We start from the raw sequence: 12,518 nt of genomic DNA on the forward strand, positions 1-12,518 counted from the left end.
AGCTTCAAAATGAATCATCGTACATATCTTGCCTTGGCGATTCCGTTGACCATCTCAACAATCACCACTCCTTTGCTTGGAGCTGTTGATACAGCAGTCGTAGGACAATTGCCGGATCCCGCTTTTATTGGAGGGGTTGCAATCGGGGCCGTCATCTTCAATACTTTGTATTGGCTTTTCGGCTTCTTGCGGATTGGAACATCCGGTTTTGCTGCACAGGCGAATGGAGCTAACGATTCCTTATTAGGGACACTTGCGCTTATTCGTCCATTGGTCATTGCGTTAATCGTAGGGTTCAGTTTTTTCCTGTTGCAGAAACCGATTGAATTTCTCGCGTTGACTTTGCTTGATCCTGCTGATGATGTATCTGCTTTGGCATCCAACTATTTCAGCATCCGAATCTGGGGAGTGCCGTTTACTTTGGTCAATTACGTCATCATGGGCTGGTTGATTGGCATGTCGCGCATTAAAATTTCGGTGATGATTCAAATTTTCATGAACCTTTTGAATATCTTGCTGGATGTGGTTTTTGTTTTTGGTTTCGGATGGGGCGTATCCGGAGTCGCATCGGCCACATTAATCGCCGAAGTGACTGCCTGTCTGATAGGATTGTTGATTGTTTGGAAAGGAACGTCCTATCAGTTCCAAATGCCTTCAATGAACCTGGTCACCGATGGTTCATCCATCAAGAAGATGATGGCTGTCAATCAGGACTTGTTTATCCGTACAATTTGCCTATTGGCCGTCATTAACTTATTCACTTATAAAAGTGCAGCGTTCGGTACGGAAACACTGGCAGCGAATGCGGTCCTGCTGCAGATTCATTATTTAATGGCTTATTTTTATGATGGATTCTCAAATGCTTCAAGCATTCTTTCCGGAAAAGCAATTGGCTCGAAAGATTCCAGGCTTTTCAAAAAAACGATTAATTTATCGTTTCAATGGGCCTTTTATTCCTCAATGCTGCTGACTGTGATTTATTGGCTTTTCAGTGAACGCTTGTTTTCATTCTTCACTTCGATTCCGGAAGTAATTGAAATAGGCGGAATTTATGGAGACTGGCTGCTGTTGTATCCTTCAGTCGCAAGTTTTGGCATTGTGTTATACGGCGTTTTTACAGGTGCTACTGAAACAGCACATATCAGAAATTCTATGCTTTTGGCATTGGGGGTATTCTTACTTGCTCTTTGGGGAGCCGTCCCGTTTTTGCAAAATCATGGACTATGGCTGGCTTTCATCGTGTTTAGTCTGGGCAGATCTGCTTTTCTAGTGATGTATATTCCAAAGTTGAATTTATTACAGGGGAAATCCCAATAAGCACATGAGGCACTGCAAAATCCTGGCGCTGGCAAGCGAATGTTTTTGTTCTTTGACATCTTCTTAAAAATAAAGTACATTATCATATGGACGAACATTTATTAAGGTATAGAGATATATCATTCGTGTATAGGGGTGTTATTTATGGAAAATGTATTTGATTACGAAGATATCCAACTTGTTCCTGCAAAAGCGGTGGTAAACAGTCGTTCGGAATGTGATACGTCGATTGAATTTGGCGGACGCACTTTCAAATTACCTGTTGTGCCTGCCAATATGCAGACAATCGTAGATGAAAAGATTGCCGGATTTTTAGCAGAAAACAATTATTTTTATATCATGCATAGATTTGAACCTGAAAAGCGTTTAGCGTTTGCAAAAGACATGCAGCAGCGTGGACTTTTTGCCTCAATCAGCGTAGGTGTTAAGCCGGAGGAATATGATTTTGTGCAGCAGCTGGCAGATGAACAAATTACGCCGGAATACATCACCATTGACGTCGCTCATGGCCACTCAAATGCTGTGATTGAAATGATTCAGCACATAAAGAAATTGGTTCCAGGCAGTTTTCTGATTGCCGGAAACGTCGGAACACCAGAAGCTGTGCGCGAATTGGAACATGCTGGAGCAGATGCCACTAAAGTCGGCATCGGACCAGGGAAAGTTTGTATCACGAAAATCAAGACCGGATTTGGTACAGGCGGTTGGCAGTTGGCGGCACTTCGCTGGTGTGCTAAAGCTGCAAGCAAGCCAATAATCGCAGACGGTGGTATCCGTACCCATGGCGACATTGCAAAGTCGGTTCGTTTTGGAGCATCGATGGTTATGATTGGGTCTCTATTTGCGGGTCACGAAGAGTCACCGGGACAAACCATTAACCAGGACGGCAAATTGCTGAAAGAATATTTCGGTTCAGCCTCAGAGTTCCAAAAAGGTGAAAAGAAAAACGTCGAAGGCAAGAAAATGTTTGTGGAATACAAAGGCTCGTTAAAAGATACATTAGTGGAAATGGAACAGGATTTGCAGTCTGCAATTTCGTATGCTGGAGGAGACAAGCTGTTGGCAATTCGCAATGTGGATTACGTCATCGTTAAAAACTCCATTTTCAACGGCGACAAAGTATATTAAATAAATGAAAACCCCTCAATCCGCAGATTGAGGGGTTTTTGCTTGTTTGGTTTTTAGCAAAAGAACAACGCATACAATCAATACGGCACTAAATAGAAGATACTGAATGCTTATCGGAACAATTTGGATGATGCCATAGACGGCGGCCAGCTCTAGCAAAACAGCCGGAAATTTGCCGATTGTGCTGGCTATTAAGAACAGCTTGCCGCTGATTTTTGTCAATGCAGCACCCGCTGTCACGAAACCTGAAGGAATAAATGGCAGCAGGCGAAGAAGAATGACCAGCGTAAAAACGCGCTTTGCGGATTGCTGCTGGAACTTTTGCCAAAAAGGATGGTGCAGCCATTTTGGATTTGCTTTGGAAAATCCGAATCGGTATAGATAGAAACCGAGTATGGCGCCAATTATTTCCCCCGTAAATGTTAACGCAGCAGCTGCATAAAGACCATACGATTGAATGTTAAGCGCTGTTACCAAAACGCTTGGAATAAATCCAACCGCTCCGACTGCTATATTGACTGCGAGCAGTACTAAAAATTCTACTGAAACAATTAATGAAGCGATAATTGGCACCTCCTTCTATTCCTCATAGATCAAGTATTTTGTTTTCATTTTATCATAGCTGCAAAAGAGAGGTTGGAAAATATGAGCCTACTATTTTTCCATTAAAGGTTCTATTTAAACTGGGAAAAAGAGAATTTTTCATTTTTTTGTACTAAAAACATGTTTTATTTTTTGAGAAATGGATAAGGAATAGTAGATGAAAAGAAGGGAGGAGGATTGGCGAAAGATGAGATGACAAATGGGCAGAGTCGCCGGATAGAGTCAGCTGGCTGAGCATAAGTGGTAAATTATTCAGAGGAGGAACTATTCATGAAGATTACAGACATCTGGACAACGGAAGTGGAAACATGCGCTCCTGACATGTCCATTCAAGAAATTGCATCCAAGATGCTGGAACTCGATGTAGGATCCATTCCGATCAGTGATGGCAAGCGTTTGCTGGGAATTGTTACGGACCGTGATATTGTCATTCGCGGAATCGCTTCTCAAATTTCTTTGGATAGCCCGGTATCACAAATCCTGACTTCTGAAATGATTACTGGAACAAAAGATATGGCTGTAGAAGACGCTGCTGAATTAATGTCTGAACATCAAATTCGTCGACTTCCAATTGTCGAAAATGACCAACTGCTAGGCATTGTATCTTTGGGAGACATTGCCGTACGAGACCGCACAGACGACAACGCTAATATGGTACTGGAAGAAGTATCCGAGTCTGAAGATACTGAGCTGCACTGACAGGTAAATAGCGCACAAATAAGGCAAACTCGTTCATCAACGAGTCTGCCTTTTTTGTTGCTTCTGAAACAGCAACGTTTACGACGGACATTACGTATACAAACCTATTGAACAATTTAGGCTATTGCCTCGAAAAATAGGAATAATGAAAAATTCTGAAGAATGTCTTTCAATGATGGATGTACTGACTGTATGATAGTGAAGAAGTTATAAAAAGGAATGCGTTTCGATGAGCCGCGATATTGGTTGAAAGGGGTGGGCATTTGTTTAATCAAAAAAGAATTCGGGACTATGGCGTCACAGTCGGTAAGATGAAGCCTGGATCGCTAAACGCCATAACGGATGTGTCCGGTGTTACAGTGGGGCATGTCACATTGAGCGGAGGGGATATGCAGACTGGGGTAACCGCCATTTTACCGCATCAAGGGAACGTGTTTCAAGACAAGCTGATTGCTTCAAGCCATGTCATCAATGGCTTCGGCAAAACGATGGGAACCATACAATTGGCTGAACTTGGTACGCTCGAAACACCAATTGTTCTGACCAATACGTTAAACGTTGGAACGGCAGCTAATGCCGTTATCGATTATATGTTGGAAAAAAACCCGGAAATCGGAAGTACAACAGGCACGGTTAATCCCATAATCGGTGAATGCAATGACATGTTTCTCAATGATGTCCGTGCCAGGTTTGTCAAAGAAGAGCATGTCCGGCAGGCACTGGATCATGCGGAAGTGGAGTTTGAAGAAGGTGCTGTCGGAGCGGGCAGAGGCATGTTGTGCTACTCGCTCAAAGGAGGAATCGGTTCAGCTTCCCGCATCATTGATTTGGGGCATGGACAGTACACTATAGGGGTTTTGGTGCTGTCGAACTTCGGGATGTTGAGTGATTTGACTATCAGTGCCAACCCGATCGGCAAAGAGTTAAAGAAAAAGATTCTGCAATCCCATCAAGAGGAAGATAAAGGTTCAGTCATGGTCGTCGTTGCTACGGATATCCCTTTGTCTGAACGTCAATTGAACCGTATTTTGAAACGGGCGGTTACAGGACTATCACGGACCGGTTCGATCATTACTAACGGCAGCGGCGAGATCGTCCTCGGATTCTCAACGGCTACCAAGATACCCCACACAAAACCGCAGCAATGTCTGACAGTCGAAAACATTCATGAAGAGGATATGGATGAAGCTTTTCGAGCTGTAGGTGAAGCTACAGAAGAAGCTGTATTGAATTCATTGATTACAGCTTCCTCTGTAAATGGACGCGAGGGCAATAAAAGACCTGCATTGAAAGACTTGCTTCAAAAATTTCAATTGACGCTTGGGAACCCATAAAGGGTTCTTTTTCTTTGCTATAAATAAATTATAAGTAAAAAATTTTTAAAGTTAAAATGAATAATACTTTATTAAATAGTTAAAAGAGAGAAAGGTGCCATATACCAATTAAGTAAACAGTTATCGAAAATAATGTATTGAATAAAAAGTATATGAGTATAAAAGCTTACCATCTGAAAACGAGGGAACCGAACCGAATTCCACTTTGTAAATGATATATAAATATTAAATTAATATTTATTTGTTTACAACTTGTATAATTGACTGTAGTCTAATAGTGTTACATGACAAGAAAGATTTCAATTAAATAGTAAAAAAAATAGGAGGTAAGACTTCTTAGGGATTTTAATGACGGTCATTTCAAATGAATTTTTATCATTTTTTTATTATAAACTCCACATCAAAGAGTTGGGAGGATGAAGAACATGATACTGGCAGACCCGATAAAAGAGATGATGGCTATTTTAAAGGATACTTTAGATGCTGAAGTGGAAATGATTGATATGATCTTTCTGATAAAAAAAATGCGAGAATTAACGGTGAATTCCGGTGATTCTAGTTTTTCTTTCAAAGTGGATTGCGAAATATCATTTGAAGGCATCCATCAACAAGGCAAAACACGTAATAAAGCAGAAATCCTGCTGCTGCCGGAAGAGTTGGCTGTATTTTCATCAACTTTCATCAGCCACCGCCTTCCACTTCCGAGTAATTATTCCCAGCGTCTGGTCATGGAACCGAATGTTTATTGCCTTTACATGGAATCGAGTGAGTTTCCAGAAGAATTCGCCCAACGACTTGCAGCTGCTTTAAACGCAATTAATTAAAACTAACCTGGTTAATTTCTGATTTTTATTTTCAGCAAACAGAAAAGATGGTGTTCTTATGAATGGGAAATGTTTAACTTGCATCTCGGCAGGCCTCTTGCTTTTGACCATGCTCCCCCTGACATTGGCAGCAATTCATTGGTTCAACAAACCGCTCGAACTTCTGTTAAGTTTTAACCAGCATTTGCCTTGTGTGCTCAGTGGATTTGGTATTGTCGCGGCCTTAATCGGCGCAAAAGGCGATATAAAATTCAATCTTGTCCTGTTCAATGTGCTGACTTTGAGCTTATACCTTATTTTCACTACTCATCTACACTCCATATAACCCACTATTCCCTGAAGAACTTAGCTTATTATCTACACTACTGGTATCTGCCAACAGTTAGACTCCAACACAAAAAAGGGATGCAGCCTTCTACGCTGCATCCCTTTTTTCGATTGAGCTCATATGACTGGACGTACCCATAGTCTGGAAAAGTCGACGTAGCCGAAATGGCTGATGGAAATATTCATCAGGTCGACCGAAAACGGGATCTGTCGTTTTTCATAATACAACGGAAGCATAATGGATGATTCGATTAAATCCCGTTCCATTTTCAAATTCAGTTCAGTCCAATTTTCAAAGGGCGTATTGGAATACTGTCGCATATAGTCAACAAATCGCGATTGGGATTTCATGATGGCTGCCAATGGAGAATAGCCATTTGAAAGGAAATAAAAGAATGAGAAATTCTGATTCATTTCAAAAACTTCTCCGTGAATAAATAGATCTGCTTTTTGATCTGTTTTCGTATCCATCAGTTTATCCCGGAAAGAAAGCCACTGGATTTCGACAGGAATGCCTTCACTTTCCAAGGCGTCTTTTAACCAGCGGGTTGCTCCGTTCGTATAGTTTGCTGCCTTGATGATCAAGGGCTGTTCAATACGGGGCGGTTCCGGAAGCGGCGTTGAATACGATTGTTCCTTGCCGATCAGACAGCTCTGATGGTTGGGCTTGGCACGCGAGTGATACTCTCCAATTTTATGCCGATGCTTAGCGATGGCATAATGCACATAATCGCGTACTTCTTGTCGGTTGATGGGAGAATCCCGGAATGCATTGAGAATTACCACACCGAATCCGGAATCGCTTTCCACTTGGAATGTTTCATCCTTAGGTCCATTTACAGAAGAACGATACGCAAAGTCAAATTCTTCAGGTACTTGGATAAATTCCACCATGTCCAACAATGGGCGTTCTAGAAAAAAATCATCGAATGCAGTCAATATGGTTTTCAGCTCATGGTTTTCTGATACGTAAAAGCTGCCTGAACCGATTGGGTGTCGGGTGCCTTCTTTGTAGATGCTGGCATTGATCATGCCGAGCATCTGCAGGCAATAGCTGCATCCGTCAGGAAAAGAAAGTTCAACTACATAAGGGGCTGCTGCCTCAATCGAAGTGATTGGTTTCCATAGCTCCGCATAGTCATCATGCGTCCGAATCTTGTTCAAGCAATCGATCACATCCTCTGCAGTCAGAAAAGAGCCGTCGTGAAATTTAACTTCTTTTCTCAAGTAAAGCCGAAGATTTGTGGATGTCAGATCCCAGCTATGGGCTAATTCTGGACATACATGACCGCTTTCATTGACCGACACTAGACGGCTGTAAACATTTGAGACCATATTGGCGCTATGGATATCTGCTGCTTTTAACGGGTGTAGTGTCATCAACGGATACCTTCTGGGAATAATTAATTTATCAATCTTGCTGCCACTATTTTGCACATAGCCGAAGCTGGAATGGAATTTATGAAGTAAGCGTTGTTTGGCTTCGGATGACCAGTCGAAAAGGAGAAATTTACTGGCAGCATCCACTGCTTGTTCTTCTATCAATTGCACAAGTTTCTGTTCATAAACTTCTTCCACATTTACCTGCCAGTGGAGATGGGAAGTATTGCCACGGCCGCGGCCAGGCGTAAAAGTAAACCAACCTTCATCAGACCACCTGCGCAGATGGCGAGTGGTTTGTTTGCTGCTCAGCCCGAGACTTTCTGCAATCTGATTTTGTTTGATGCTGCCCGTAGGTACAGCCTGCCATAAAGTTAAAAGAGTCTTTTCCATGAAACCTCCTCTAAAAGTGGACATGATTTTAAAAATTGTCTATTTTTAGTATCTTTCGTCTAGTTTAATATACATAAGACAAAGGAGGCTGACAAGATGAAATGGAAAGAGTATCCACAAAATATCAAAGTACGTTTAATTACTTCTTTTTTTAACCGGGCTGTAGCTTCAGCTGTCATGCCGTTCATGGCTTTGTTTTTTGCCCAAGAAATGAGCAAAGTCTGGGCAGGAAGTTTTCTGATCATCACCGTCTTCATCGGTTTTTTTGTCAATATGATTGGTGGCTATATTTCCGATCGCTTTCCACGCAAAAGAGTGCTGGTGCTGACATCATCTTTGAGTGCACTGATGTTCTTGCTGATGACGGTTAGTCTTTTGCCAATTGATAAATGGATTGGCCTGTTCGCGCTGGCTTATGTAGTTTTTATCATCACAAGCAGTTTAGGAAGACCAGCAATGCACGCAATCATCATCGATTCAACCACACCTGAAAACCGTAAGGCGATATACGCCATCGATTATTGGATGGTCAATCTGTCGATGGCTATTGGAGCAGCACTGGGCGGTTTGCTATACCTCAATCATCAAATGGAACTGTTCATTCTTCTGACCGTGACGGCTGCCGGGTTGCCGTTCGCCTATCAGCTCTGGCTGATGGACAAACGCGTAGAGACTTTGAAAAAAAAGCATAACAATGTACTCATCGATTTACTGCAGAATTACAAAGTCGCTTTCAAGAACCGCCCTTTCGTTAAAGTAGTGATCGGTTCCATGTTCATCTTTTCTGCGGAATTTTCCTTAAACAGTTATATTGGTGTTCGGCTGGCTGAAAGCTTCGATACATTCAGTATTGCAGATTTTGAAGTTGGAGGAGTCCGAATGTTGAGTTTGTTGAATATCCAAAATATGCTGTTGGTTGTCTGTCTGACATTTATGGTCAATAAATTTACAGATCGTTTCTCGAAGCAGCATGTACTGCTGACTGGCTTATTGCTTTACAGTGTTGGGTATGTCACGATTACTTCAGCGAACAGCTGGTATCTCTTGTTGTTGTTTAATTTTATCGGAACCATCGGCGAATTGGTTTATTCACCTGTCCGCAATGCCGAAATGGCGAATATGATACCGGAAGACAAGCGGGGCTCATATTCCGCTTTCTCCAATATCTCTTTCAGTGGAGCAGATCTGCTGGCTAGGTCGACTATTATTATCGGTGCCTTTCTTATCCCTACTATGATGTCCGTCTATATCGGCGTGTTGCTGATGATCGGTACACTTCTAGTCTATACGGGACTATTTATCCGAAAGGCTAAAAAAGAGCAGATTGTCGAACCTGAAATCGTTTAACGTTTACAATTAATTAGAAATGTCTGGAGGAATATTATGATTATTAGAAAAGCAGTCCCCTCAGATGCCGGTCAACTCGCTGCTCTTATAAAACACGTGGAAGAATCGAATTTTATGCTGTTTGAGCCGGGTGAACGCAAAACTACTGCCGAGCAGCTGCACATCCGGCTTTTGGCCATGGGAGAAAATTCGATTGTGTTAGTGGCAGAAGAGCAACAGCAGTTAACAGCCTATTTGTTCGCGATCAACGAAGACATTAAACGGAAAAAACATTCTGTTTATGTGGCGATGGGTGTGCGGCAGGGGGAACGTGGAAAAGGAAGAGGAACAAAATTATTTCTGGCTTTGGAAGAATGGGCTCAGTCAAGGAATCTTCACCGGATTGAATTGACTGTGTTGGAACATAATTCGTCCGCAATTGCCTTATATAAAAAAATGGGTTTTAAAGTGGAAGGGCTGAAACGGGATTCGCTTTATATTGCAAACACGTACGCCAACGAACTGTTTATGTCAAAAATTCTTTAGAAAGCGTAATTGTTAAAGCACTTCAATTGCTGTTCATTCCAGCAATTGAAGTGCTTTTATCGATGGATAAACTGCAACGAGGCAGGAATTAAAAATTCCCTTAAAAGTTTAGCTTTTATTTACCTTTAGTTTGTATAATATTGTATTTTGTCTATATTTTTAGTCGGAGAAATTGTAAACTACTAAAGGAAGGTATTTAATTAGGAGTTGGATAAATGAATTCATTACTTTTTTTCTTTCTTGAAAATATGGCTTTGATTATTGCATTGCTCTATCTTGCTTTAAAAGCCAAAGAATTATTATTTCCTGATTTGAGGGAATCCAAACTCCTTTTGGCATTGAGTGTACTTTTTATCAGTTTTTTGACCTTTTCTGTCATGTACAATCCCTTTTTTTATGAAGGAATGAGACTGGATTTACGGGAAGTGCCTCTTTATTTTATTTCTTATGTCGGGGGCTGGAAAGTAGGGGTGCTGTCTGCAGTTTTTCCATCTTTCTACCGCTATTCTTTAGGTGGGCCAACTGTTGTTCAAGGTATTTTGCAGACAGTGGTCTTACCCGTTATTATAGGCAGCCTGTTCCGTAATAAAAGCACAATCAATAAGTTTTTTGCTTTATTGGACATAAAAAGAATGATGATCGGAATGCTTGTCTATGAAGTTATAAAATCTATTTGGATGTACACAACTACACCTGCAACCCTGTTCATCACGCTTTCTATGTTCCTTTTTGCAGGACTAGCTGTTCTGGCAATGGGCTTGATCGCGAATGGTGAGAATCATCATATTCTAGTACGCAAAGAACTTGAATTTTATTCGAACCAGGATCCCATGACGCAACTGCCGAATATGCGTTTTTTCAGGAATAAGGCGCAAACTTTGCTCGCACAGTATGTGCCGGTGGCGGTCGTCATGCTCGATGTGGATTATTTCAAGACCTACAACGATACTCATGGACATCAAAAAGGGGATGCTGTGCTTCGCTCAATCGGGCAGCTGCTCCGAGATCATACCAGGAAAAAAGATTACGTAGCGCGTTATGGGGGAGAGGAGTTCATCTTCTGCATCACGGATCCTTTTGATGATCAGGAAGCTTTGAAGATTGTCGAGAAAGTTCGGCGCCAGATTGAACAACACCATTTTGAAGGCGAAGAGCTGCAGCCTGAAGGCAAACTTACCGTATCAATGGGAATTAGCCTTAACTCATCGAAGAAAACCTTGGATCAGCTTATTGACGAAGCGGATCAGGCACTTTACCAATCGAAGCGGAACGGAAGAAATCGGGTTACTGCTTTTGCAGCCGAAGAAAAACCCGAAACCGTTAATGTATAATCTAAAAAATCAATTCCTGTTAGACAGTTGCTTATTTGTAAAAGCAACTGTCTTTTTTAATTGAGTTAAAGAGTCATACATACTAAGCGTTGAATCGGGTAGAAGAAATTAAGGGAATGCAGCGATAAGTTAATTGACAAATAGTTCACAGTAAAGAGGGAGGAATCACGGTGGACCATAATATGCAGTCGGGATTGGCGGGGGTGGAAGCGGTAACGGTTGTTGTACTCTTTCTGGCATTTCTCATCTATCCTTTAGCTGCCGTCTTGACGAGTTTGCGCTTTCGAGCATGGCCATTGCATCGCTGTTTTTTATGGAGCCTTGGCATTTTAACAATCGCTTTCGTTTTTACGGGTCCGTTAGCGGATGCAGCGCAGAAAAATTTTGTTGGCCATATGTGGACGCATTTGCTTTTGGGCATGCTGGCACCACTGTTGCTGCTTCTTTCGATGCCTATGACACTGTTAATGAGAACAATGCCAATTGCACCAGCCAGAAAACTGTCTGCCATTTTAAAAAGCAGGCCATTTCAACTGCTGAGCCACCCTGTCACGGCCTTATTTCTGAATAGCGGCGGATTATATGTGCTGTATTTGACCAACGCATTTCAATGGATGCATGAATCCACTTTGGCTTATATCCTTATCCATCTGCATGTATTTTTAGCAGGCTACTTATATACCGCTTCCATCATTTATATTGATTTGGCAGCTCATCGGCTAAGCTATTTGCTTCGGGCGATTGTCCTTATTGCATCACTCGCTGCACACAAAATTTTATCGAAATTTATCTATGCCAATCCACCGGCTGGTGTTTCGCAGGAACAGGCGGAAGCAGGAGGCATGGTGATGTATTATGGTGGTGACTTAATCGAACTGGCAATCATTTTCATCCTTTGCTGGCAATGGTACAAATCGACTGCTCCTCGTAGAACAGAGTCAATCGAAGAAGTTTGAAGATGAATCGGTAGGCGATGCCAAATACTTTCGAATGCGAGACGATTTGCCAGTGAATCAAAGAAAGCTAATTCTCCAGTATAGCTATTTCTTTTGAACCTAAATGCCGTTTCCGCTTTTCTTTTTGTCCAGACTCTGGCAGCCAGCCCCTCGCGTTGCTTCAACCTTATTGGTAATGGAAAAAAACGCCATAGCCAGTAAGGTTTCCAGCGTTTATCAAGGCTAGACGGTTGCCTACGCTTTTCTTTTCCCCGGCAAAAGCTTTGGATTTGGGTTAAACTAGAGACAGGTGTTTAAATACGAAAGATCTGCTGTCTTACATAAAATCAAAGAGCTTGGGCATCACCACCATTA

General features: G+C 41.9%; 12 protein-coding genes. 10 read left to right on the plus strand and 2 right to left on the minus strand.

The window, feature by feature from the left end:
* The first annotated feature begins 9 nt into the window (after window positions 1-9).
* Both FQV26_RS08820 and guaC read left to right on the plus strand, forming a co-directional pair.
* A complete protein-coding gene (locus tag FQV26_RS08820; RefSeq protein WP_146557118.1) occupies window positions 10-1,317 on the plus strand; it encodes an MATE family efflux transporter in 1,308 nt (435 codons plus the stop codon).
* Between the two features lie 144 nt (window positions 1,318-1,461).
* Window positions 1,462-2,445 (plus strand): GMP reductase, encoded by a 984-nt coding sequence (guaC, locus tag FQV26_RS08825; RefSeq protein WP_146557119.1) that lies wholly within the window; start codon window positions 1,462-1,464, stop codon window positions 2,443-2,445.
* 15 nt (window positions 2,446-2,460) lie between these two features.
* On the opposite strand, the gene FQV26_RS08830 is transcribed toward guaC, so the two are convergent.
* Entirely contained in the window at window positions 2,461-3,018 is a 558-nt protein-coding gene (locus FQV26_RS08830) for a TVP38/TMEM64 family protein (protein WP_146557120.1), read from the minus strand.
* A 300-nt stretch (window positions 3,019-3,318) separates the two neighbouring features.
* On the opposite strand from FQV26_RS08830, the gene FQV26_RS08835 reads away from it, so the two are divergent.
* The 4 genes from FQV26_RS08835 (at window position 3,319) to FQV26_RS08850 (ending at window position 6,230) form a co-directional block, all read left to right on the plus strand.
* Window positions 3,319-3,747: a CBS domain-containing protein gene (locus tag FQV26_RS08835; protein ID WP_146557121.1), complete on the plus strand. Its 429-nt coding sequence runs from the start codon at window positions 3,319-3,321 to the stop codon at window positions 3,745-3,747.
* 263 nt (window positions 3,748-4,010) lie between these two features.
* Window positions 4,011-5,081, plus strand: a complete 1,071-nt coding sequence (locus tag FQV26_RS08840) for a DmpA family aminopeptidase (protein ID WP_146557122.1) — start codon at window positions 4,011-4,013, stop codon at window positions 5,079-5,081.
* A gap of 416 nt (window positions 5,082-5,497) precedes the next feature.
* Window positions 5,498-5,905, plus strand: a complete 408-nt coding sequence (locus tag FQV26_RS08845) for a DUF1259 domain-containing protein (protein WP_146557123.1) — start codon at window positions 5,498-5,500, stop codon at window positions 5,903-5,905.
* A gap of 58 nt (window positions 5,906-5,963) precedes the next feature.
* Entirely contained in the window at window positions 5,964-6,230 is a 267-nt protein-coding gene (locus FQV26_RS08850) for a hypothetical protein (RefSeq protein ID WP_146557124.1), read from the plus strand.
* Window positions 6,231-6,349: 119 nt separating this feature from the next.
* Here FQV26_RS08850 and FQV26_RS08855 read toward each other — a convergent pair whose 3' ends face one another.
* Window positions 6,350-8,005 (minus strand): ABC transporter substrate-binding protein, encoded by a 1,656-nt coding sequence (locus tag FQV26_RS08855; RefSeq protein ID WP_146557125.1) that lies wholly within the window; start codon window positions 8,003-8,005, stop codon window positions 6,350-6,352.
* 96 nt (window positions 8,006-8,101) lie between these two features.
* Here FQV26_RS08855 and FQV26_RS08860 point away from each other — a divergent pair, with 96 nt between their 5' ends.
* The 4 genes from FQV26_RS08860 to FQV26_RS08875 all read left to right on the plus strand — a co-directional run bounded on the left by FQV26_RS08860 (window position 8,102) and on the right by FQV26_RS08875 (window position 12,164).
* On the plus strand, window positions 8,102-9,352 hold the full coding sequence (locus FQV26_RS08860) for an MDR family MFS transporter (RefSeq protein ID WP_146557126.1): 1,251 nt from the start codon (window positions 8,102-8,104) through the stop codon (window positions 9,350-9,352).
* 36 nt (window positions 9,353-9,388) lie between these two features.
* Window positions 9,389-9,877, plus strand: a complete 489-nt coding sequence (locus tag FQV26_RS08865; RefSeq protein WP_146557127.1) for a GNAT family N-acetyltransferase — start codon at window positions 9,389-9,391, stop codon at window positions 9,875-9,877.
* 215 nt (window positions 9,878-10,092) lie between these two features.
* Entirely contained in the window at window positions 10,093-11,208 is a 1,116-nt protein-coding gene (locus tag FQV26_RS08870; protein ID WP_146557128.1) for a diguanylate cyclase, read from the plus strand.
* Between the two features lie 170 nt (window positions 11,209-11,378).
* Entirely contained in the window at window positions 11,379-12,164 is a 786-nt protein-coding gene (locus tag FQV26_RS08875; RefSeq protein ID WP_146557129.1) for a cytochrome c oxidase assembly protein, read from the plus strand.
* Window positions 12,165-12,518: the final 354 nt, after the last annotated feature.

This window comes from Planococcus sp. CPCC 101016 (assembly GCF_007859295.1).
Lineage (GTDB): Bacteria > Bacillota > Bacilli > Bacillales_A > Planococcaceae > Planococcus.